Origin of the sequence: Sporosarcina sp. OR05 (assembly GCF_041414805.1) — a bacterium.
Lineage (GTDB): Bacteria > Bacillota > Bacilli > Bacillales_A > Planococcaceae > Sporosarcina > Sporosarcina saromensis.
In genome coordinates this window covers 570793-594282 of record NZ_JANKJL010000001.1, presented here as the reverse complement: position 1 = coordinate 594282, position 23490 = coordinate 570793, and the positions used below count along the sequence as shown (strand labels likewise).

General features: G+C 41.9%; 18 protein-coding genes and 1 other annotated feature. Of the genes, 3 read left to right on the top strand and 15 right to left on the bottom strand.

The genetic code is table 11. From position 1 onward, the window contains the following. Positions 1 to 44: 44 nt before the first annotated feature. From NRI27_RS02735 to NRI27_RS02725, 3 genes are read right to left on the bottom strand one after another with little or no spacing between them, the layout of a single operon-like run. Complete coding sequence (locus tag NRI27_RS02735) at positions 45 to 1775, bottom strand: sensor domain-containing diguanylate cyclase (RefSeq protein ID WP_371389450.1); 1731 nt, start codon at positions 1773 to 1775, stop codon at positions 45 to 47. Positions 1776 to 1795: 20 nt separating this feature from the next. Continuing rightward, positions 1796 to 3499 carry a sensor domain-containing diguanylate cyclase gene (locus tag NRI27_RS02730; protein ID WP_371389449.1) on the bottom strand — a complete coding sequence of 568 codons (1704 nt, stop codon included), beginning with the start codon at positions 3497 to 3499 and terminating at the stop codon, positions 1796 to 1798. A gap of 44 nt (positions 3500 to 3543) precedes the next feature. Then, a complete protein-coding gene (locus tag NRI27_RS02725) occupies positions 3544 to 4761 on the bottom strand; it encodes a bifunctional folylpolyglutamate synthase/dihydrofolate synthase (RefSeq protein WP_371389448.1) in 1218 nt (405 codons plus the stop codon). Between the two features lie 62 nt (positions 4762 to 4823). Between NRI27_RS02725 and NRI27_RS02720 the strand changes: the two genes are divergently transcribed. The 3 genes from NRI27_RS02720 to NRI27_RS02710 are packed head-to-tail and all read left to right on the top strand — an operon-like array spanning position 4824 to position 6765. Then, positions 4824 to 5690 (top strand): ATP-grasp domain-containing protein, encoded by an 867-nt coding sequence (locus tag NRI27_RS02720; RefSeq protein ID WP_371389447.1) that lies wholly within the window; start codon positions 4824 to 4826, stop codon positions 5688 to 5690. Continuing rightward, positions 5687 to 6478, top strand: coding sequence for an ATP-grasp domain-containing protein (locus NRI27_RS02715; protein ID WP_371389446.1), 792 nt, complete (start codon positions 5687 to 5689; stop codon positions 6476 to 6478). The genes NRI27_RS02720 and NRI27_RS02715 overlap by 4 nt, the downstream gene beginning before the upstream one ends. Positions 6479 to 6507: 29 nt before the next feature. Then, entirely contained in the window at positions 6508 to 6765 is a 258-nt protein-coding gene (locus NRI27_RS02710) for a hypothetical protein (RefSeq protein WP_371389445.1), read from the top strand. A 190-nt stretch (positions 6766 to 6955) separates the two neighbouring features. On the opposite strand, the gene NRI27_RS02705 is transcribed toward NRI27_RS02710, so the two are convergent. The 12 genes from NRI27_RS02705 to tig form a co-directional block, all read right to left on the bottom strand. After that, positions 6956 to 9601, bottom strand: coding sequence for a valine--tRNA ligase (locus NRI27_RS02705; RefSeq protein WP_371389444.1), 2646 nt, complete (start codon positions 9599 to 9601; stop codon positions 6956 to 6958). A gap of 70 nt (positions 9602 to 9671) precedes the next feature. Then, positions 9672 to 9891, bottom strand: a binding site (T-box leader). Positions 9892 to 10117: 226 nt separating this feature from the next. Then, positions 10118 to 10756 (bottom strand): hypothetical protein, encoded by a 639-nt coding sequence (locus NRI27_RS02700; RefSeq protein ID WP_371389443.1) that lies wholly within the window; start codon positions 10754 to 10756, stop codon positions 10118 to 10120. Positions 10757 to 10994: 238 nt separating this feature from the next. Continuing rightward, positions 10995 to 12287: a glutamate-1-semialdehyde 2,1-aminomutase gene (hemL, locus tag NRI27_RS02695; protein WP_371389442.1), complete on the bottom strand. Its 1293-nt coding sequence runs from the start codon at positions 12285 to 12287 to the stop codon at positions 10995 to 10997. Next, positions 12288 to 13268: a porphobilinogen synthase gene (gene hemB / locus NRI27_RS02690; protein ID WP_371389441.1), complete on the bottom strand. Its 981-nt coding sequence runs from the start codon at positions 13266 to 13268 to the stop codon at positions 12288 to 12290. Beyond that, a complete protein-coding gene (locus tag NRI27_RS02685; RefSeq protein ID WP_371389440.1) occupies positions 13265 to 14029 on the bottom strand; it encodes a uroporphyrinogen-III synthase in 765 nt (254 codons plus the stop codon). Before NRI27_RS02685 ends, hemB begins: the two co-directional genes overlap by 4 nt. Beyond that, complete coding sequence (gene hemC / locus NRI27_RS02680; protein WP_371389439.1) at positions 14022 to 14951, bottom strand: hydroxymethylbilane synthase; 930 nt, start codon at positions 14949 to 14951, stop codon at positions 14022 to 14024. Before hemC ends, NRI27_RS02685 begins: the two co-directional genes overlap by 8 nt. Positions 14952 to 15020: 69 nt before the next feature. Beyond that, positions 15021 to 15851, bottom strand: coding sequence for a cytochrome c biogenesis protein CcsA (ccsA, locus tag NRI27_RS02675; protein ID WP_317942334.1), 831 nt, complete (start codon positions 15849 to 15851; stop codon positions 15021 to 15023). 120 nt (positions 15852 to 15971) lie between these two features. Next, positions 15972 to 17321: a glutamyl-tRNA reductase gene (hemA, locus tag NRI27_RS02670; RefSeq protein WP_371389438.1), complete on the bottom strand. Its 1350-nt coding sequence runs from the start codon at positions 17319 to 17321 to the stop codon at positions 15972 to 15974. Between the two features lie 419 nt (positions 17322 to 17740). Further along, positions 17741 to 18322 carry a ribosome biogenesis GTP-binding protein YihA/YsxC gene (yihA, locus tag NRI27_RS02665; RefSeq protein WP_317942290.1) on the bottom strand — a complete coding sequence of 194 codons (582 nt, stop codon included), beginning with the start codon at positions 18320 to 18322 and terminating at the stop codon, positions 17741 to 17743. Beyond that, positions 18319 to 20643, bottom strand: a complete 2325-nt coding sequence (gene lon / locus NRI27_RS02660) for an endopeptidase La (RefSeq protein ID WP_371389437.1) — start codon at positions 20641 to 20643, stop codon at positions 18319 to 18321. Before lon ends, yihA begins: the two co-directional genes overlap by 4 nt. Before the next feature lie 129 nt (positions 20644 to 20772). Continuing rightward, on the bottom strand, positions 20773 to 22038 hold the full coding sequence (gene clpX, locus NRI27_RS02655; protein WP_317942292.1) for an ATP-dependent protease ATP-binding subunit ClpX: 1266 nt from the start codon (positions 22036 to 22038) through the stop codon (positions 20773 to 20775). 145 nt (positions 22039 to 22183) lie between these two features. Further along, positions 22184 to 23470 (bottom strand): trigger factor, encoded by a 1287-nt coding sequence (tig, locus tag NRI27_RS02650; RefSeq protein ID WP_371389436.1) that lies wholly within the window; start codon positions 23468 to 23470, stop codon positions 22184 to 22186. Positions 23471 to 23490: the final 20 nt, after the last annotated feature.

Sequence of the window (23490 nt, the reverse complement as noted above, 5' to 3'; positions counted from 1 at the left end):
CCATTACAATTCGTAATTGGTCTTACACTGTTTATCGACACACTTTATGTTGCTGCATTGATTTTCGGGTTTTCCTCATACACGCCTACTTTATTTCTTCCTGCTTGTTTACCACCAATATAAAGAGCGCGATCTGCGTTCCGTAAAAGATCTTTGCCGTCCGCAGCATCTTCCGGAAGGGAAGCAACTCCGATACTGCAAGTCATTTGGACAATTGTCGGCTCCCGATCTGGCGATAAGTCCGGAAGTATGGTAAACGTCGTCTCTTCTACTTCTTTTCGTATTGTTTCCGCTAAAGCAATTGCTGCTTCCTTTGACCAATCTGGCAAAATGAAGACAAATTCTTCACCACCATAACGCGCCAATGTCACTCCGTCACGAGTATAATTCTGCAAAATGGAAGCAAAAGCAACTAATAAGTCGTTTCCACTTTGGTGACCATATGAATCATTAATTCCTTTGAATCGATCAATGTCTAAAATAATTGTCGACAGAGTTCCGATTTCTCCTGTATGGTATCGTACGAGTTCTTCGTCCATCTTTTCATCTAAATAACGGAAATTATATAAACCCGTTAACCCACATTTCACACTTTTCTCTACTGTCCGCTCGTAATAACGTGCTTTTTCAACGGCTACAGCTAAATAACCTGTTAACAAATCCACAATTTTAGTAGGAACATCGTTAAAAGCATATTCCCGTGTCGACGTTACGAGAAGATAGGCTTCCGTTTTTCCATATCGAACAATGGGTGCAGTCATGGCACTTTCAACAGCAATTGGGAATGTAAATCCTCGTAGTGTTTGTAAATCTTTGCGTGTAGAATATTTCTTCGTGCGTCCGCTACTCAAACCATCCTGCTCTGTCTTCTTTGGAGGGACCAAAACCTTTTGAGGGCCCTCCACGTAGTCCACACACTCAGTCGAAGTGAGAAGGACCAACTGCTCGCCGATACGACGGTCAATAATGTACGCACTTTCATAAGGGATGACCGTTTTTATTTTTCCGAGAAACGAATGAAGCACTTCATCCACACGTAACTGTTCTGCAAGCTCATGTCCAATCATGGCCGCAGATGATAATACTTCGTTTTGCTGGTTCGACCTCAAATAACTTCTTGTAACAAGGAGTACAAGGATGAAAGGGATACCAACTAATAACATCGATTTGTTTCCAAACTGCTGAAACAAATAACAACTAATGATGGCAAAGGGCAACAGAAGAATAGACGTTACATAGTCCCAGATGATAATTTTGCCCATTTTCCCCGTCTCTTGTTTGAAGATCCGAAAGAAAGCGGTGAGCAATAAACTATTGAACCATGAATAGACCGAAGCATAGACGAACCCGGCGATCATGAATGTACTAAACGACATATACTCCAAGGAACCGCCAACTGCATAGTAAACGAAACTACTGAGTAACGAAGTGACTGCAAAGTTAATAGAGTTAAATGTAAATCGTAATAGTTTAGGGGTTGAAGATTTCAATGTAAAAATCAGCATGATCATTCCAACTTGCATGAAAACCATTTCCGCAATAATTCCATACTGAAAAAACACAGTAAAGAGGACCCAACGTTCCAGCGTCATGGATACATGTTGCCAAGCAATCGGCAAATTCATAATTGCAAGAAGAACGAATGCAAGCATCAGTAAGTTCGAATAGTCAATTTCATTGGCCGGATAAAACTGATAGGCCACGTAAAACGCCGCCGGCACAATACAAAGCCACATGACATGTATGATTCGTCTTTGTGTAATTGTCATCTTCATTCACGAGACCCCCCGACCAATTATTTACTGTACGCCGCAACCCTGTCCCTGCCCGACTGTTTTGCACCAATATATAATGCTCGATCTGCATTTCGAAACAACGAAATGGCTTCGTCTGTGTCGGTTGGCGCATTTGAAACGCCAATACTTGTTGTAATGAATAACTCAATCGTCTGCTTGTTCTCCGCTAGGTCCGGGATTATCGTAAACGGATGCTCCTTTATGCGGTGACGTATCGCATGAGCAAATTCCAATGCATCCTGCTTTGAATAACTTGGTAAAATGAAAACGAATTCTTCTCCTCCGTATCGCCCTACGGTACCATTTGGAGGAATTTCCTGTTCTAGAATGCTCGCGAGTTGACAAAGTATATCATTCCCACATTGATGGCCGTATGTATCGTTGACCCCTTTGAACCGATCAATATCCAACATGACAAGTGACAATTGGTCGAGTTCCCCCGTATGGATACGCTGCATTTCTATACGCAATTGTTCTTCCAAGTAGCGATAGTTATAAAGATTTGTTAAAGCACACCGCTCACTTTTTACTTTTGCCTCTTGTACATAACCCGATTTTTCATGCGCTACAATATAATACGATCCTAATAACTCTAATACTTTTAGTTGGTAATCTTTAAATGCATTTCGACGATTAGAACCTAGTGATAACACGCCTATCGTTAGACCGTTATGTGATAGCGGAATACATAGCATACTCTCTAATTCCATCGGTACAAATTCTGTGGCGAAATTTTGCCATTCCTTTCTTTTGGAACAAATGACCGGCTCATTCGTTTCAAGCACTTTCCCGACCACACCCTCACCTACTGGAATCGAACCATAATGCAACTCGACAAATCGATCTTTTGCAAATGCAATCTCCAATTCCAACCATCCTTCATAATACTTAAAAAACAACACACTATCCGCATTGAACAACTTGCACGTTTGTTGAACGAATTGCTCTGTTACACGTTTTCTATCCGTTAACAACGATAGTTCTGTACCGATACTTCCGGCATTCTCAAGTAACCCGTTCACTTTTTCCGATTGACTATACATCCGTATCATACCAATTGTACAAAAAAACGGTAAACCCATTAATAAAAATGTGCCAATCCCGACAATTTGCAACATGAAGTACAAGGATAGAGCTAAAGGTAAGATAAGCACGGTTGTAGCATATTCATCACCAATCTCTTTAGCGGAGAAAGGCAATTTCATTTTTCGCAACCTCATATACAGTTGGATAAACCCTAAGTTTGTTGTTGTGTATGTCAAACGATAAACAATTACACTCAGCAACATTGGCCAAAATTCAAGCGAACCGATTTGTCCACCCACAAGATGAAAAGCAGCCGCACTAGCAAGCGATAACATGAACATCATTGTTGAGTTTACAAAGAAACGTTGAATCGTTTGCTGTTGATTTTTTGAAGAAATAAGTGCGCCAAGTATGGATAGTTGCATAACAATAACTTCGATTACAAGTCCATATAATAAAAACGAAGGGAGCGTAATCCACATTAACAATGTAACCGTATTGCCGTTTTTCTTAATCGGAAACAGAACAGTCAACAAACCAAACAAGACAAACAACGTGACATACAATGGTGAAACCGTTTTAGGCATTTGTGTCGCCAAAAGAAATGTGATTCCAGGTGGCACGATTAGCAACCACACGATGAAATGAAAAAGTGTAACCTTCGTCTCCTTAGACAACTACCAAACACCCCTCACCTTTAAGAATCATTCTACGAAGTAAATTAGTATTTATAGTCCAAAAGACTTGTAAGTAAATAGAGAGAACCTACTACTATCTTCTTTCTTGAACCTCCCCTTACTAGTATTATAGTATTATCGTCGGCGTTTGTCACCTTTTTTCTATTATATTGACAATTCTCCAATAATTCCTCTACACTTGCAGCTTGTGGATGCTGGAATGTAACAAACGTAAAGCTTGCTGCGACCGGTATAAGTTCATCCAACGTTGCTTTTACATCTTTCGTTTTTAGCATCCCCACAACAAAATCCACTTTTTCACCTGGAAATTGACGTTCGATTGTTTCGGTCAATCTTTTTGCAGCGGCTGGATTATGGGCCCCATCAACAAACACACCCGGTTTGATTTCTTGAAAACGAAAAGGTAGAGATGTTTCTGCAATGCCTTTTGCGACTTGTTTTTCATGCAATGAGATACCCGCTTTCCCTAATGCTTCAATTGCAAGTGAAGCATTAATTGCTTGATGCGGACCTTTCATCTCTCTTTTTGGAATAAAGACCTGTAGACACCCATGGAAGTGCTTGTCTTCATCCATATAGAAATCTTCTCCGTATACAACAACTTCACTCTTCGTTTCTAAAGCTTTCAATCGGATGATTTGCTCAGCCTCTACAGGCACTTCTCCTACTACAACAGGAATGCCTTCTTTAATAATGCCTGCCTTCTGTGTAGTAATTGCTTCAATCGTTGTGCCTAAAAAAGCTTCATGATCTTTCGCAATTGACGTAATGACCGACACAAGTGGAGTAACGACATTCGTACTGTCAAGCAGGCCTCCCATCCCACATTCCAGGAGAATATAATCAGGTCGTAACCGTTCAAATGTAACGAATGCAGCTACAGTCAACAACTCAAAGTCTGTCAGCATACCGCTAATACCCGCTCTTCTAATCTTCTCAAAGGTACTGTCCATCTCTTCTGTTGCAATTGGACGACCTGCAATACGAATTTGATCATGTACATCCTGTATCGCGGGTGATGAAAACACGCCTGTCGTATAGCCATGCTCATTTAAAATTGACTCCATGAACGCGACAGTAGACCCCTTTCCGTTCGTGCCTGCGACGTGAATGAACTGTAAATCTCTTTGAGGATTCTCTACTTTCTGCAACGCTGCTTGAATGCTTGCTAAGCCGGGTTTAATTTCATTTGCACTTTGTATGTTAAATCGTTCTTTATACTCATTAAGTTTAGGAATCAATTGTCTCGCTCCTTATGATAGAATCAGCTTAGGTAAAGTATAGCATGTGCGGAGGAATTGATATGAAAAGTTGTTGGATTATTTATAATGGTAGTTTGACGAGCGATAAATTTCGCGATCAAGCGGAACTGATGAAAGAAGCTGCTGAGCGCGCAGGTGTGCAAGCATTTATAAAAAAGAACTATGAAGTCCTAATGAATCTGCATGAAGAGTTGGCCTCCCCCCCTCATTTTGTTGTTTTTTTAGATAAGGATATTTTATTAGCAACCTACTTAAAAAATGCTGGAATTGCGGTGTTTAATGACCCTGTCGTCATTGAAACATGTGACAATAAAGCGAAACAATACATTCAATTGGCAACGCATAACATCCCAATGCCTGAAACAATTATTGCCCCAAAAGTGTATCCGAATTTTACAATTGAAGGTTCAGGTTATTACGAAAAAGTCCTTAAAACATTAGGCTTACCGTTAATCATTAAGGAAGGTCACGGTTCTTTCGGGATGAAAGTGTATTTAATTGAAACAGAAAAAGATTTCTTTGAAAAAGTGGATGCATTGCGTGGCGTCGATTATGTGTTTCAGCAATTCATCGCAACGAGTAGAGGAAGAGATATCCGTGTCAATATTGTTGGTGGCGAAGTTGTTGCGGCTATGCATCGTTCATCTCAAACAGATTTTCGTGCAAACATTACAAACGGCGGGGTCGCAACAGTCATCGAATTGACAAAGGAACAACAGACAATAGCAATTCGGGCAGCAGAAGCAGTCGGTGCTGAATTTGCAGGCGTGGATTTATTGTTTGGAGAGAATGAACAGCCACTCGTTTGCGAAGTGAATGCAGCTGCTCATATTCGCAACATCTACACTGTAACAGGCATTAACGTCGCGGACCGGATGATTGCCTACATCCTTAGGACGCTTTCATGAAAGGGTATCTCTACTACTCTTCCATTGAAGCAAAACGCAATTACGCCTTCATTGAAGATTTACAACAACACGCCAAGTCTGCAGGAATTTCATTACGACTAATCGTAGATGATGAACGACCATGTGAAGGAGCAGATTTCGTTCTTTTCCGCGATCGCACACCTGCTTTGGCCTACAAATGGGAGTCAATGGGCCATCGGGTTATTAATCGCTCGCAAGTGAATGAAATTGCGAATGACAAGTTAAAGACGTATGAATTCGTTTCGTTGCTTGGCATACGTAGTGTACCGACAAGAAAATTACAGGCAATTGACGAAATCGATTCGTACCCGGTTGTCCTAAAATCGGTCGATGGCTATGGCGGAAATAACGTTTACCTTTGTCACTCGCGACAAGAAGCATTAGATGTCGCAACACAAAACCCTCAGTTACAATTCATTTATCAACCATTCATTGAAACGAATGCGCAAGACGTACGTGTTTTCATGCTTGGTGATGAAGTGCTTGGTGCGGTAAAACGCACAGGTGTGCAATCTTTCAAATCAAATTTTACGTTAGGCGGAACCGTAGAAAAATATTGTTTGTCGTACGATCAAGTGACAGAAGTACAACAGATTGCTCGTGCATTAAAAAGCGATTATATTGGAATCGATTTTTTGCTACGTCCCGATGGCAGTTGGCTCTTAAATGAAATTGAAGACCCCGTCGGCGCACGTTCTCTGTATGTAACGCATGATTTTTCAGTTGCTGAGAAATTAATAGCATACATCGTGAATACGTTGAAGTAATTGATGATTATTTAGAAAAGGATGATACAATGAGCCCCATGGTTACTGTGTTTGTAACACTTCTCATAGGCGTACCACTTTTCGTTTTTGCAACGATCTTTTTCGTCCGGACAATGAAAAAGTCCAACTCGCCAGTAGGCGCAATGTTGTTTGGACTGCATCTTTCAATCGTCGGTGGCATTCTCTTGTTAGACCCTAGGATTGAGCATATTGTTTTGCCCTATGGACTCCTCTTTTTGGGCGTAATTCTTTCATTCCTTGCATTTCGGAAATTGGACAGTGTGTAATACTAGTTCGTCTTATCTATCGCATGAAGCTAACGGGAAATTAGTTTCATGCGATTTTTGATTTACAAATTTGTTCGGCGCCAGACAAACGGATGCATGCAGTCCAAGCCAATAAACTTAGAACTCACTCTCTCGCGATAAAAAAAATCGAAGTTGAGCAAATGCACTCAACTTCGATTTCTCATTCCATTTAAATCTCTTGCAGTTCCTCGATACGGCGTTCGACGGCTGCTTTCTTTTCTAGATAATCTTTCTCTTTCGCACGTTCTTCTTCAACGACAGCTTCAGGGGCTTTTGAAACGAACCGTTCATTCGATAACTTGCCTTGGACACGTTTCACTTCGCCTTCCCACTTCGCAAGTTCCTTCTTCAAACGTTCGATTTCTTCATCGATATTGAGAAGACCTTCGAGAGGAAGGAATAGTTCAGCGCCAGTGATAACAGCTGACATTGATTTGCCTGGTGCCGAGATGCCGACGCCAATTTCAAGTGTTTCTGGATTACAGAAGCGCTCGATGTAATTACGGTTCGCTTCCAAAACAGCTACTGCTGCTTCGTCTTTCGCCGCAATATAAAGTGGAACTTTCTTGCTCATCGGTGTATTCACTTCAGCACGGATGTTACGGACCGCATGAATGAGATCGACGAGTAATTTCATATTTGACGCTTTCGCAGTGTCCGTCAACGCTGGATCAGCTACCGGCCATGCCGCAACTGTGATGGACTCGCCTTCATGAGGCAAGTTTTGCCAAATCTCTTCTGTAATGAACGGCATAAGTGGGTGTAGCAAACGCATTGTGTTGTCTAAAACATATGCGAGTACCGAACGAGTCGTTTTCTTCGCCGCTTCGTCTTCACCGTATAATGGCAATTTCGCCATTTCAATGTACCAGTCACAGAAATCATCCCAGATGAAGTTGTACAATGCACGGCCCACTTCCCCAAATTCATAACGCTCTGCAAGTTTTGTTACTTGTTCGATCGTTTCATTGAGTCGTGTAAGAATCCAAGCATCCGCAACGGATTTTTCACCTGTCAAATCGATTTCGTCATAGGTCATGCCATCCATATTCATTAACGCAAAACGGGATGCGTTCCAAATTTTATTGGCGAAGTTCCAAATTGCTTCAACCTTCTCTGTTGAATAACGTAGATCTTGACCTGGAGAAGAGCCTGTTGCCAGGAAGTAGCGCAAAGCATCTGCACCGTATTGATCAATCACATCCATCGGATCGACACCATTACCAAGTGATTTAGACATTTTGCGACCATCTTCAGCTCGCACTAAACCGTGTATTAACACATCTTTAAACGGACGTTCATTCGTAAACTCCAGTCCTTGGAAGATCATTCTAGAAACCCAGAAGAAGATAATATCATATCCTGTTACAAGGGCAGCGTTCGGATAATAACGTTGGAATTCTTCATTGTTTACATCCGGCCAACCCATCGTTGAAAACGGCCACAACGCAGAGGAGAACCAAGTGTCAAGTACGTCTTCCTCCTGATGCCAATTTTCGATGTCAGCTGGTGCGTCATGCCCTACATATACTTCACCTGTCTCTCTGTGGTACCAAGCAGGAATTCGATGGCCCCACCACAATTGACGTGAAATACACCAGTCGTGGATATTTTCCATCCAATTCAAATACGTCTTTTCAAATCGCTCTGGAACAAAGTTGACTTTCCCTTCGCTCTGTTGAAGTTTAATCGCTTCTTCTGCAAGAGGCGCCATGCGTACAAACCATTGTGTCGACAAATACGGTTCGACGACTGCCCCACTTCTTTCCGAGTGTCCAACAGAATGCATATGGTCTTCGATTTTGAATAACACACCCATCTCTTGCAAGTCCTTAACGATTGCTTTTCGGCACTCAAAACGGTCCATTCCGTTATATTTGCCAGCAAGCTCATTCATAGAGCCGTCTTCATTCATGACAAGTACACGAGGAAGGTCATGACGGTTTCCAATTTCAAAGTCGTTCGGGTCGTGAGCAGGTGTAATCTTTACAGCGCCACTTCCAAATTCCATATCGACATAATCGTCCGCAACGATTGGAATCTCTCTTCCGACAATCGGTAATTTCACCATCTTGCCAATTAAATGCTTATACCTGTCGTCCTCTGGGTGTACTGCGACTGCCGTGTCCCCTAACATCGTTTCAGGACGCGTCGTAGCAATTTCAATACTACCTGTTCCATCAGCGAGTGGGTAGCGCATATGATAGAATGCACCCTGCACGTCTTTGTGAATCACTTCGATATCGGATAGTGCCGTCTTCGTCGCTGGATCCCAGTTAATAATGTATTCGCCACGGTAAATATAATCTTTCTCATACAGCTTTACGAACACTTCTCGTACTGCTTTAGAAAGACCTTCATCTAGCGTGAAACGCTCTCTTGAGTAATCAAGTGCAAGGCCTAATTTTGCCCATTGTGCCCGGATATGCCCTGCATATTCTTCTTTCCACTTCCATGTCTCTTCAAGGAATTTTTCACGTCCCAAATCATAACGTGTAATTCCATCGGCACGGAGTTTTTCTTCCACTTTCGCTTGTGTCGCAATGCCCGCATGGTCCATACCCGGTAACCATAACGCGTCATAGCCTTGCATACGCTTCATACGGATCAAAATATCTTGAAGCGTCGTATCCCAAGCATGCCCTAAATGTAGTTTACCCGTTACGTTTGGTGGTGGAATGACAATTGTGTACGGCTCTTTTCCGCTCTTTGGTTGCGCTTCAAAATAATTGCCTTGAAGCCACCATTCATAGCGACCTGCTTCAATTGATTGCGGTTCATATTTTGTTGGCATCGAAATGTTTTCTGTTGACATGTAAACTCCTCCTTGTGACTTGTCTGATACGCTTTTGCATAAAAACGGCAACAAAAAAACTCCACTCGTCGAAAAGGACGAAGGAGTTATCCGTGGTACCACCTTTATTCGTGCAAATAGCGATCATTTGCACCTCAATAACAAGTAACGGCTTCAAACCGGCTCCCGCTACGTAATTTCACGGAAACTGCTCCTGGGTGACTTTCTTCAACCCATTCATAGGCCCTCTCAGCGACCAGACCCTCTCTGAAATGAATGATGTTGCGTACTATCCCAATCAACGCATCATTATCTAGTTACGCTTATTGTAGCTGACTGGAGGAGCTTGCGTCAAGTACAATTAGAAAGGATGAAATGATGAGACGAGGTTACAACCCGTATTTACTACCGCCATGGTTACGAAAAACAAGATTTTATTGCAAAGGGATCATTATCCCAATTGCCATTTTTCAATTGATCCGCCTTTTAATCGTACCGACGACAGGTGATTTTTTATTATTATGCATACTCGCTGGATTAGCTTTCCTGCTGTACAAAGACATCATTTGAACGAAAAGTGGTTGACGTCCATTCATCAGGCAATGTGGCGATGTATGACAGTACGTCATCTTTTGTCGTTAGCGAACTGCTGTCATACACTGCCACTTCCTGACTCGCTTGGTGCTTTTGGTCAAAGGCTTCTGTTTGAGTTGCTTCTGCTGAATGCTGCGCTGTCGCCTTGTCCTCCACCGCCTCTTCTTCAATTTCCGCTTCAGCGACCGCATCATCGTACGAGCATGTAACACACCAAGAAACTTTAAATGCACCGTTTTCATCGGTTGCAGTTTGGACATCCGTCGCCTCCACCTTTAAAGGCTGCGTCACTTCAGGTGGTAAATCCACGTATAATGGCACAGCATACTCAAAATACCCTGATTGTCCGTCCAATTCCACATCATCTACATAGACGGTTTCTTCCGGTAAGACGTCCTGTCGTTGACCTTCAGCAAAATCGACATTTGCAGCAATATGATAGATCCCTGTCAATCGTACAGCATCGTCCGTTCGATTTTCAGTAAATCCTGCTTTCACTTTGACTGTCCCATTTTCTGAAGGGACGCCAACTTCAGATGGGAAATAAAATACTTCTTCCATATTCCATTGTAATGTTTTCATTCTCCGATTCCCTCCCCAGTATCGTTCCTTTGCCATTATATGCGAAGTAACTGAAAGTAGAAGTTGCGCGGAAAAGAATGACACGTTTAACTTTAAATTTAACCAAGAAATCTATATGATTCATTTTGCATCAACACAAAAACCGTGTGAAACCAAGTTTTCATGTCTTGGATTCTCACACGGTTTTGTTTAGTATCAGGTCTCAATCGCAACACTCAAATGTGTGCCCTAGCTTATCTTACTTCGCTAATTGTGCAAATACTTTATGGAAAGCTTGAACCGTCTTTTCAATATGCTCTTCTGTATGTGCAGTGGACAAGAACATGCCTTCAAATTGGGATGGTGGTAGGAATATGCCTTCTTCCGCCATCAAACGGAAGTATTCTGCAAACAGTTTCAAGTCCGATGTTCTTGCCTGGTCATAATTGTAAACTTTTTCGTTCGTGAAAAAGAAGCCAATCATAGACCCAGCACGGTTAACAGTATGCGGAATATTGTATTTCGTCGCTGCTTCACGGAAGCCCGCTTCCAATTGATCGCCAAGCTTTTTAAAATGATCGTAGGAGGCAGGCGTCAATTTTTTCAATGTCGCGATACCAGCTGTCATAGCGAGTGGATTTCCTGAAAGTGTTCCTGCTTGATAAACCGTTCCTGCTGGCGCGATGTTTTCCATAATTTCGCGTTTACCACCATATGCGCCGACTGGTAGGCCTCCACCGATGACTTTACCAAGGCAAGTAAGGTCAGGTGTTACGCCAAAATATCCTTGTGCGCAATTGTAATCTACACGGAAGCCGGTCATTACTTCATCAAAAATGAGTAGCGTGCCATTTGCTTCTGTCATTTCACGCAATGCTTCAAGGAAACCAGGTTCTGGTGGAACAACACCCATGTTCCCTGCAACCGGTTCGACAATAACACCCGCAAGGTCATCGCCAAATTGTTCAAACACTTGCTTGACACCGTCTAAGTCGTTGTATGCGACCGTAATTGTATTGTTTGCTACTCCTTCAGGCACCCCTGGACTATCTGGAAGACCGAGTGTTGCAACACCGGAACCCGCTTTAATAAGCAATGAATCGCCGTGCCCATGGTAGCATCCTTCAAACTTCAAGATTTTGTTTCTTCCTGTGTACCCTCTAGCAAGCCGTAGTGCACTCATCGTCGCTTCTGTTCCCGATGAAACCATACGAACAACTTCGATGGATGGAACTCGATCGATAACGATTTGTGCCAATTCATTTTCCAATAGCGTCGGTGCACCGAAGCTCGTACCCGTTTCAGCAACCTTTTTAATAGCCTCAACGACATCCTCATCGGTATGACCTAAAATAAGCGGACCCCATGATAACACATAATCGATATATTCATTCCCATCGATATCGGTAATGATTGGTCCTTTTCCGCTTTCCATGAAAATCGGGTCCATATTGACCGATTTAAATGCACGAACTGGAGAATTCACCCCTCCAGGCATAAGCTGAACCGCTTCAGCAAAAGCTTGTTTGGATTGTTCATAGTTTCTACCCATTCAGTTTCCCTCCAACCAACGCGCTGCGTCTTTAGCATGGTATGTCATAATGAGATCTGCACCTGCACGTTTCATACTCGTCAACGTTTCCAGCACAATTTCTTTTTCGTTAATCCAACCGTTTTGTGCAGCTGCTTTCACCATGGAGTATTCTCCACTGACGTTATAAGCGACTACAGGCAATAACACATTGTTTTTCACATCACGCATAATATCCAAGTACGATAATGCAGGTTTGACGATTAAGAAATCTGCACCTTCTACAACATCTGATTCCGCTTCTCGAAGCGCTTCCATACGATTTGCCGGATCCATTTGATACGTTTTCCGATCACCAAATTGCGGAGCAGAGTCAGCCGCATCACGGAAAGGACCGTAATAAGCAGAAGCATACTTTACTGCATAGGACATAATTGGAATATGTTCAAAGCCTGCAGCGTCCAAACCTTGTCGGATCGCAATGACAAATCCGTCCATCATATTGGATGGTGCAATAATATCGGCACCCGCTTCAGCCTGACTAATTGCCGTCTTTACTAATAAGTCTAACGATGGGTCATTCAATACTTTGTCGCCATGGACAACACCACAATGACCATGATCGGTATATTCACATAAGCAAGTATCTGCAATGACGATAAGATCAGGATACGCTTCTTTAATGAGACGTGTTGCCTGTTGCACAATTCCTTCAGCGGCGTAGGCACCTGTTCCAACTGCATCCTTCTCTGCCGGGATACCGAAAAGAATGACGGAAGGAATGCCTAATGCATGCACTTCTTTCATTTCCTCTAGTAGTCGGTCAAGTGATAATTGATAAATACCGGGCATTGAATTGATTTCGTTTTTAACATTTTCCCCTTCAATTACAAATAAAGGGTAAATGAAGTCTTCTTTACGTAAGTGTGTCTCTCTTACCATCGAACGTAATGTAGAAGAATTACGAAGACGTCGATTGCGTCGAAATTGTAGCTGTGTCATTGAATTACTTCCTTTCGCCTCGCCAAAGCGTTGACGAGTTCCTTTAACGTATAGGTCTCTGGTTTCACGTGAACGGTCGCTCCTGCAGCAAGCAACGCTTTTTCTGTTACATGCCCTATTGCGCCTATCGTGAACCCTTCCCAACCGATTATCGGTGCAGCGCCTTGTTCGTAAACATGCACGGCAGATGGGCTAGCAAATAAAATTGTACAGTGCTTCTCCGTTTTTAACAATTCCACAATCGAAATGATAGAAGCGGGCTTCGCACCTGTTTCATAAACTGTCCATTCCTCCACTTGAAACGGCAATTCCTCACGTATAATACTTCCTGCGAGAGAGCCTCTAAGAAACAGTACTTGTAAGAGGTTTGTTCCTTCTGGTTTAAACTGCTGGACAAACACATCCGCACTGAAAGTTGTAGGGATAAAAGAAACAGTAAACCCGATCTTCTCTAAAGCAGAAGCAGTCTGGCTACCTACCGCAGCAATTTTACATGGAATTTGTGCAGATTTTATAGCATGACGAAGCATTTTTTCATGAAACACCTGAACCGCATTTTGGCTTGTGAAAATAAGCCAATCATAGTGTGCGGCTTCCAACAGTCGCTCATTATCTGTTGTTTGTTCAATTTCGTTCACCTGGATGAGTGGTAAAGAATGAGGATTGCCTCCATATTCCTTCACAAGTTCTAGCGCATCTGGTGATTTTAGTGTCCCGGTAAATATGACCGTTTCACCTTGCAAAGGGTACCGTTTAGGCATCCATTTCAGCCTTCACTTTCTGGATGACTTCGGCAGCACCTTCCGCACGCAAAGTAGATGCAACAGATTTTCCTAACGCAATCGGATCTTTTCCACTGACTGTTTTTTTATAGACTTGTTTCGCATCAGGAGAAGCGATAAAACCTGTAAAAGTTATTTCCTCTCCAACAGTGTGTGCAAACCCTGCAATTGGGACTTGGCAAGATCCATCCATTTCGGATAAGAACGTTCGCTCAGCATCAACTTCATTCCACGTTTTGTCATCTGACATTTTTTTCAATTCCGTTAGCAACTCTGTATCTTCTGTGCGACATTCAATCGCTAAAGCTCCTTGTCCAACTGCAGGTATACAGTCTTCAATCGACATATACTCTGTCACGACATCGTCACTCCAGCCCATACGCTTCAAACCAGCTGCAGCCAATAAAATCGCGTCATACTCGCCATCTTGCATTTTCTTAAGACGCGTATCAATATTGCCGCGGATCCATTTAATGTCCAAGTCAGGTCGTAGCAAGAGTAATTGTGAGCTACGACGTAAACTCGATGTACCGACAACTGCTCCGATCGGCAAGTCCATGAACTTAACATGCCCTCTTGCGATATAAGCATCCCGTGCATCAACACGTGGCGGTATACAACCAATCGTTAATCCTTCCGGAAGAACGGCTGGCATATCTTTCATACTGTGGACTGCAAAATCGATCTCTTTGTTAAACAATGCTTGTTCAATTTCTTTTACGAACAAGCCTTTACCACCGACTTTGGATAGCATAACATCCAGGATTTGGTCACCTTTTGTGACGATTTCCTTCACCTCAAATTCAAAAGGAGCTCCTGCGGCCTTCATCTGATCGATGAACCAATTTGTTTGTGTCAATGCAAGCTTACTTCTTCGTGAACCTACGATGATTTTTCTCAATTGTATCTTCCTTCCGGTGGTAAGTTTATTAATTGCTCATAAAAACGAGTAAGTGTTTCTGTTTGCGTCTTACATCCAAAAATGGAATTGGGACAACTTGCTCCCTAAGAAAAAGTTGACGATAACAAATAGAAAAGCGAAGACGTTCGCCCAAGCAAAATCATTTGCTGTCAGTTTACCTCTTCGTTGTAAGAACAATACTAAACTATAAATGAAAATGATAAAAAATGAGCCAATAATTTTAATATCTGTAAGTGACCAATCATCCAGTGCAACAAATGCCCACTGTGTCCCTAAGATCAAACTAACAAATAAGATTGGTATTCCTACATAAATGGAGGCTTTCATACCTGTCAAAGAAGTTTGAAGTGCAGGTAAGCGTCCAAACTGCTTAGACCATTTTTTCTGTTTCAACAACTTATAAACTAACAAGTAGAGAATTGAGAAAACAAAAGACATGGAAAAAGCTGCATAAGAAAAGATTGCAAAAGTTATATGAATAATTAATAATTCGGATATAAGTGAATCGCCAATTGGCGACTGCTCAAGCTGTAAAGGTGCAAATGTATAGATCGTCATAAATACAAAGCCTATTCCATTCAAAAAGAAAACGGCAAAACCGACTTTCGAAACAAGTTGAAGAACCATTGATAAGCTGATCAGTAGCCATGCATAAAAATAAATCCCTTCGTAAAGGGAAAGGATTGGTAAACGTTGGGTCTCAACAAGTCGCCATAGCAGGTAGCCGCTTTGCATCATATATACGATCGATAAAATGAAAAAACCACTGCGGTGAGCCAATCTGTTTTTATTCAAGTAGTCAACAAAATAAAAAACAAGGCTCACCGCATAAAGAATGACGATCACTTCATGAAATCTCGCCATTGTTAATTCAGCCATGATGCACTCTCTGCCTTTCACATGAAGATCGTATTTCATCCCTCATGTTTTTAAAATAGATGGAAATGCAACAAGTTCTTCGCATCATCATTGTGTTCGCTTCCACTAACAGGTAAAGATTTATGCAATTGGATTTGCTTGTACGCTTACATTTTTTTTCGTTTTAACGTGTTCCTCTGCTTGTCGTGCGTTTTGAAAAACCGGCTCATTTTCCAAACCAAATATCTGTTTAAACAACGCCAACTTTTCTGTAGCCTGTCCATCCATTGCCAGTTCTTTCGCTTGTAGAATCGGTTCTTTTAAGAGCTGGTTGACAATTGACTTCGTATGTTTATTCAATACCTTCTTCTCACGCTCTGACAAATTAGGCATTTTATTTAGTATACTATCCATCGTTTCAGATTGGATTGCATTCGCTTTTTCCCGTAAGGCTGTAATAAGTGGTACAACACCTAAAGTTGCAATCCATTCTTTAAATACTACGATTTCCTCTTCAATCATGAGGCCAATTTCTTCCGCAGCCCGTTTACGCTCTGCTAAATTCGCTTCAACAATCCCTTGTAAGTCGTCAATGTCATACACGAAGACATTTGGCAACTCTCCAATACGCGGGTCCAGATCTCGAGGAACTGCTATGTCAACCATAAAGAATGGTTTCCCTTTACGAAGTTTCTCCACCATTTGCATCAGTTCAAAGTCAATGACGTAGTCTGTAGCACCTGTAGAACTAATCAATATATCCGCTTCAAGTAATGAGCATTGTAACTCTTGCATCGATTTGGCAACACCACCAAATTGTTCAGCCATTTCTTCAGCTTTAGAAAGTGTTCGGTTTATGACCGTGACCTTTCCTGCACCACTACCATGCAGATTTTTAATAGCAAGCTCGCCCATTTTCCCTGCACCTAAAATGGCGATATGTTTCTGTTGTAATGAACCAAAAATTTTCTTTCCAAGTTCAACAGCTGCATAGGAAACGGATACTGCATTATCTCCAATTGCCGTTTCGGAATGCGCGCGTTTAGCCACCGTAATCGCTCTTTTAAATAGTTCATTAAAAACTGTTCCAGTCGTTCCAATTTCTTGTGCTTTCAAGAAACTGTCACGGACTTGTCCTAAAATCTGTGTCTCACCAAGAACCATCGAATCAATTCCAGCAGCTACTCTCATCAAATGTTCGATTGCTGCATCATTTTCATAAATAAGCAAATGAGGGGAAAGATCTTCAAGCTCCATGTTAAACCAATCGGCTAAAAACCGTTTTACGTAGTAACGTCCCGTATGGACTTGATCCGCTACTGCATAAATTTCCGTCCGATTACACGTAGAAATGATGATGTTTTCCAATATGCTTTTCTCTTTTTGCAAAGTTTGCATTGCCCGCGGCAAGTCAGTCTCAACAAAAGATAACTTTTCTCTTATTTCTACTGGAGCCGTCCGGTGATTGACACCGACTACGATTGTATACATTGGGTGTTCACACCTCTCCCGTTCTTTTAAACATATCGATTATACCATATAACGATGTCGAATTCTGTAGTTTTTGTGAACAACTCTTGAACCATCAATGGTTGAATGGCAATATTTATAATGATTATCAATTAGTGTGACCTGATTGGCAGAAAAAAATCCGGACCACAAATGCTAATCCGGATTTTCGCTCCAGGCGGACGCTTTCCGCGGGCACGGCTTCAGCCGCTTCCCTCGCTTCGCTCAGTCCAGGGTCTTCAGCTCGCGCTGTTCCCGCAGGAGTCGCCGCCTTACGCTCTAATCCTAAAAAACAGTATCTAGAGCTAGGATATTATTCTGCAAAAAACGCCGAAACGAAAGCGAAACGGTTCGAAGAAGTATACTTATAATTAAGTGGTTAATTTACAAACCTGTCATCTTTACATCCGACTTTCAATTTCGCTCCAAGCTTGTTCCATACCAATTCCTTTTTCAGATGAGAACAAAACAATTGGATCTCCAGCTCTTACATGTAATGTATCGCGGACAATCTTTTTGTGTTTTTCCCATTTTCCTTTTGGAATTTTATCAGCTTTCGTTGCAATAATGATGGTAGGGATATTGTAATGCCCTAAAAAATCGTACATGACGCAATCATCAGCGCTTGGGGGATGACGAAGGTCGACGATTTGAATAACTGCACGTAGTTGTTCTCGTCCCGTCAAATACCGCTCAATCATTTTACCCCATGCTTCTCGCTCGGATTTTGACACTTTTGCATAGCCATATCCAGGTACATCTACAAAAAACAATTTTTCTTCGATTTTATAAAAGTTTAGCGTTTGTGTCTTTCCTGGTTTGGAAGATGTTCTCGCTAAACTTTTTCGACCGATCATCTTATTGATGAAAGACGATTTTCCAACATTGGAGCGTCCCGCTAATGCAAATTCCGGGAATCCATCATCTGGATATTGCTCAGGTTTTACGGCACTCATAATCATTTCTACTTGATTGACTTTCATTCGGAAGCCTCCTCTAATGCAATTGCTAATACTTCTTCAGCATCCGAAACAAGCTTGAATGACAGCTCACTACGTACACTTTCCGGTATATCTTCAATATCACGCTCATTCGCCATCGGTAAAATAATGGTTGTTAAACCTGCTCGATGGGCACTGAGCGATTTTTCCTTCACACCACCAATTTGTAAAACACGTCCTCTTAACGTAATCTCGCCTGTCATGCCGACTTCACGTCGAACAGGCTTGTTCGTTAACGAAGAGACAAGCGCAGTTGCAATGGTCACACCTGCAGATGGACCATCTTTTGGTACCGCCCCTTGTGGAACATGGATATGAATATCCTTCGTTTCGTAAAATTCCGGATCGATGTTAAACTGCTCTGCTTTCGATCGGACATACGAAAGCGCTGTTTGGGCAGATTCCTTCATGACGTCCCCTAATTTCCCAGTCAAGATGAGTTTACCTTTCCCGGGCGATAATGAAACTTCAATTTGTAAAGTATCTCCGCCTACGGATGTATACGCTAAACCGGTCGCAACACCGATCTGATTTTTCAGTTCCGCTTGACCATAATCGTGCTTTCTCTTACCAAGTAGTGACTCCAAAGTGTTGGCACTTACGGTCACACTTTTCTTTTCGCCTGTCACGATTTGTTTAGCTGCCCTACGACATACGCGTGCCACTTCACGTTCAAGTCCACGGACGCCTGCTTCACGCGTATAGTAGCGGACGATATGCATAATCGCTTCATCATTAAAACGAACTTGTGATTTCGTTAAACCGTGTTCCTTCAATTGTTTAGGAATCAAATGATTTTTTGCGATTGCCCGCTTTTCAACCTCTGTATAACCTGGAATTGAAATGACTTCCATTCGATCTCTCAATGGACCCGGGATGGCATTGACATCATTTGATGTTGCAATGAATAAAACACCTGACAAATCATATGGTTCCTCAATATAATGATCACTGAACGAATGGTTCTGTTCAGGATCTAACACTTCTAACATCGCTGCAGAAGGATCTCCTCTAAAATCATTTGACATTTTATCAATTTCATCTAACAAGAAAACAGGATTAATCTTTCCTGCCTTTTTCATCCCTTGAATGATTCGACCAGGCATGGCCCCAACGTATGTCCGTCGATGACCCCGAATTTCAGACTCATCTCGAACGCCACCAAGGGAAATACGCACAAAATCCCTGCCTAACGATTCTGCAATGGAACGGGCAAGTGAAGTTTTACCAACACCTGGTGGTCCGTCCAGACATAGGATTGGCCCTCTTAGTGAATTTGTTATTTGACGGACAGCTAAGTATTCTAAAATACGTTCTTTAACAGATTCAAGCCCTTCATGATCACGTTCTAGAATCACTTCAGATCGATTAATGTCAAGTTGGTCTGCAGACGCATCTGTCCAAGGCAGTGCCACAAGCCAGTCAAGATAATTACGAATTACACCGCTTTCGGCTGAAGCCGAATGCGCTTTTTCATAACGCTGCAATTCTCGATAGGCTACAACTTTTACATGTTCAGGCATCCCTGAAGCTTCAATTTTCTCTGTTATCTCAACAATTTCAATGTTTTTTCCATCTTTATCACCAAGCTCTTTTTGAATGGCTTTCATTTGTTCACGTAAGTAAAACTCTTTCTGAGTCCGTTCCATCGCCAACTTTACGCGATTGTTTATTTTGTTTTCCAATTCTAATATCGCTTGCTCATCATGGAGTTTGTGTACGAGAAATTCCAATCGTTTTTTGACATTACTCATTTCAAGAATTTCTTGCTTAGCTGCCAGCTTTAACGGTAGATGGGAAGCAACTGTGTCTGCGAATCTTCCTGGTTCTTCGATCGATGCAATCGAATCGTACGTCTCTTGGGAGATTTTTGATGAATTTTTGGCGTACTTCTTGAAATACGGGAGCAATGTACGCTTTAGCGCTATCATTTCTGCATCGTTCTCTTCCTTTGCAGGAATAACCTTCACATCGACGACAGAATATAGATCTGCTTCTTCATAATTGCTCCATTCCGCTCGTTCCAAGCCTTCAAGTTGGATTCGGTATGTACCATTCGGTAGTTCATTCAACGATTTTACATGGGCCAACAAACCAATTGTGTACAGATCATCCGCTTCAGGTATTTCGACACTCGTATCTTTTTGAGAAGCGAGCATGATGATATTCCCATTTGCAATGGCGTGTTCGACTGCAAACACGGATCGTTCACGACCAACATCAATATGTAAAACCATCTTTGGGAACATTAACATTCCGCGTAATGGTAACAGTGGAACATTTGCTTTTGTTTCAATATCCATGCAGTAGTCACCTCCGAAAGTTCCTATCTTATGTATGTCCAATATTCGCAATTCATATAAGGTGGAAAAAGCCGACAACCGATGAGCGAATGAATCGCCTCGCCGGAGTCGGCTTTGTCCCTCCTGTTATCATGCCGTGTTCTTTTCTGGATCCAAATCAAATTCAGATCCATCTTCCCGATAAAGAATCGGGCTGGACTTTTTCAGAACAGCGTCTTTCGTAATGATGCATTCTGTTACTTCCTCCAAAGAAGGAAGTTCATACATAATATCTAACATGATATTCTCAATTATAGAACGCAATCCACGAGCACCTGTTTTTCGAACAATCGCCTCTTTAGCGATTTCAAGAAGCGCATCTTCTTCAAAACGTAACGCAACGCCATCGAGTTCAACCATCTTTTGGTACTGCTTGACAATTGCATTTTTTGGAACCGTTAAAATTTGATACAGCGTATCTTCATTTAATTGCTCCAAAGTAGCGATAACCGGTAGACGACCGATAAATTCTGGAATCAATCCAAAGCGTTGTAAGTCTTCAGGAATCAGTTTAGAAAGTAAGGAAGCTTCTTCATCAGCTTTCTCAATATCCGTTCCGAATCCAATCACTTTTTGACCCGTACGACGCTTAATGATTTCTTCCATCCCGTCAAATGCTCCACCTACGATAAATAAAATATTTGTCGTATCGATTTGCAGGAATTCCTGATGTGGATGCTTTCTTCCTCCTTGTGGCGGTACACTTGCTACCGTTCCTTCAAGGATTTTCAAAAGCGCTTGCTGTACGCCTTCACCAGAAACGTCTCGTGTAATCGAAGCATTTTCGGATTTACGAGCAACTTTATCGATTTCATCAATATAGATAATTCCTTTTTCAGCTCGTTCAATATCGAAATCAGCAGCTTGGATAAGCTTCAACAAAATATTTTCCACGTCTTCACCGACATAGCCGGCTTCAGTTAGGGAAGTTGCATCTGCAATCGCAAATGGAACGTCCAAAATACGTGCCAACGTTTGAGCTAATAGTGTTTTCCCGCTTCCAGTAGGTCCTATTAAGACAATGTTTGACTTTGCAATTTCCACATCATCTACTTTACTGTTCGTATTAATCCGTTTGTAGTGGTTATATACCGCCACAGCCAATGATTTCTTAGCTCTATCTTGACCGATAATATATTCATCAAGAATACTTTGTATTTCACGTGGTTTCGGTACGTCTTTAAGCTCAAAGTGCTCTTCAAGGCCTACTTCTTCCTCAACGATTTCAGCACAGAGCTCGACACACTCATCACAAATATAAACACCTTGACCAGCAACAAGTTTCCTTACTTGGTCTTGGGTTTTACCACAAAATGAACAACTCAAGTTGTCTTTTTCATCGTTAAATTTGAACATCAAGCTCACCCCTATCAAGTGACAATCTTACAAGATTCCCCCGTTTTTATCAACTAATTAGAACTTATCCTCTTTTCCCACAGGTTCAATTCGTCCTATGAAAAACAAGGTACGGGAAAGCCGCACCTTGTATGATTGTGTCTACTTATTCAGTGATTTTTGCGTTGTCAACGAGGAATTCCACTGTTTTATTCAAACGCAAGTCGTTTTCAAGAACTTTCGTTCCACCTAGTGTTTGTTTAATTTGGTCAACTTCCATTCCAAATTGCTTAGACATCTTTTCAAGTTCTGCGTTCACTTCTTCTTCAGTTACTTGAAGATCTTCAGCTTTGCCAATTGCTTCTAGTGTTAATGATACACGCACACGGTTAAGTGCATCGTCTTTCATTTGGCTACGAAGAGCTGCTTCGTCTTGACCAGAGAATTGGAAGTATAGGTCAAGGTTCATACCTTGCATTTGCAAACGTTGACCGAACTCTTGCATCATGCGATCCACTTCAGAATCTACCATTACTTCAGGTACTTCGAATTCTGCGTTCGCTGCAGCTTTTTCGACAAGCTCGTCACGCAATGCAGCATCAGCAGCATTTTTCTTTTCTTCAGCAGTCTTTTCTTTTAACTTTGTGCGAAGTGCTTCAAGGCTTTCGACTTCTTCGTCAATTTCTTGAGCTAGTTCGTCGTTTAGTTCAGGAATTTCTTTTGTTTTGATTTCATTGATTTTCACTTTGAATACAGCTGGTTTACCTGCTAATTCAGCAGCATGGTATTCTTCAGGGAATGAAAGCTCTACGTCTTTCTCTTCGCCCACTTTAAGGCCGATTAATTGCTCTTCAAAACCTGGAATGAATGAACCAGATCCAATTTGCAAGTCGTATCCTTCAGATTTCCCGCCTTCAAACGCTTCACCATCAACGAACCCTTCAAAGTCAATGTTCGCAGTGTCGCCGTCTTCAATTGCTCCATCTTCTTTAACTACCATCTCTGCAAGTGCTTGTTGACGATCTTTCAATTGCTCCTCAATCTCTTCATCCGTCACAGCCGTTTCTTGGCGAGTTACTTCAAGACCTTTGTAGTCTCCAAGTGAAACTTCCGGCTTTAATGTAACAATCGCTCTGAATACAAGCGCTTTGCCTTGTTCCATTTCGTCGATTTCAATTTCAGGTTGAGCAATCGGCTCCACACCTGACTCGTCTAGTGCATTGCCATAAGCTTCCGGTAGGATGATATCAAGTGCGTCATTATAAAGAGCTTCCACTCCGTACATTCTATCAAACATTTTACGAGGCATTTTCCCTTTACGGAATCCAGGTGCTTGAACTTTCTTTACAACTTTTTTAAACGCTTCATCGATCGCAGCGTTCACTTTTTCTGCTGGCACCTCAACTGTGAGTGTACCTTTATTACCTTCTTGTTTTTCCCAATTAACTGACATTAGTAAATACCTCCGAATCA

Bases quoted from the DNA above. Each gene is read 5' to 3' on its own strand.
- NRI27_RS02735 (WP_371389450.1), bottom strand. From the start codon at position 1,775: ATGAAGATGACAATTACACAAAGACGAATCATACATGTCATGTGGCTT.
- NRI27_RS02720 (WP_371389447.1), top strand. From the start codon at position 4,824: ATGAAAAGTTGTTGGATTATTTATAATGGTAGTTTGACGAGCGATAAA.
- NRI27_RS02715 (WP_371389446.1), top strand. From the start codon at position 5,687: ATGAAAGGGTATCTCTACTACTCTTCCATTGAAGCAAAACGCAATTAC.
- NRI27_RS02710 (WP_371389445.1), top strand. From the start codon at position 6,508: ATGAGCCCCATGGTTACTGTGTTTGTAACACTTCTCATAGGCGTACCA.
- NRI27_RS02705 (WP_371389444.1), bottom strand. From the start codon at position 9,601: ATGTCAACAGAAAACATTTCGATGCCAACAAAATATGAACCGCAATCA.
- NRI27_RS02700 (WP_371389443.1), bottom strand. From the start codon at position 10,756: ATGAAAACATTACAATGGAATATGGAAGAAGTATTTTATTTCCCATCT.
- hemL (WP_371389442.1), bottom strand. From the start codon at position 12,287: ATGGGTAGAAACTATGAACAATCCAAACAAGCTTTTGCTGAAGCGGTT.
- hemB (WP_371389441.1), bottom strand. From the start codon at position 13,268: ATGACACAGCTACAATTTCGACGCAATCGACGTCTTCGTAATTCTTCT.
- NRI27_RS02685 (WP_371389440.1), bottom strand. From the start codon at position 14,029: ATGCCTAAACGGTACCCTTTGCAAGGTGAAACGGTCATATTTACCGGG.
- ccsA (WP_317942334.1), bottom strand. From the start codon at position 15,851: ATGGCTGAATTAACAATGGCGAGATTTCATGAAGTGATCGTCATTCTT.
- hemA (WP_371389438.1), bottom strand. From the start codon at position 17,321: ATGTATACAATCGTAGTCGGTGTCAATCACCGGACGGCTCCAGTAGAA.
- yihA (WP_317942290.1), bottom strand. From the start codon at position 18,322: ATGAAAGTCAATCAAGTAGAAATGATTATGAGTGCCGTAAAACCTGAG.
- lon (WP_371389437.1), bottom strand. From the start codon at position 20,643: ATGGATATTGAAACAAAAGCAAATGTTCCACTGTTACCATTACGCGGA.
- clpX (WP_317942292.1), bottom strand. From the start codon at position 22,038: ATGTTCAAATTTAACGATGAAAAAGACAACTTGAGTTGTTCATTTTGT.
- tig (WP_371389436.1), bottom strand. From the start codon at position 23,470: ATGTCAGTTAATTGGGAAAAACAAGAAGGTAATAAAGGTACACTCACA.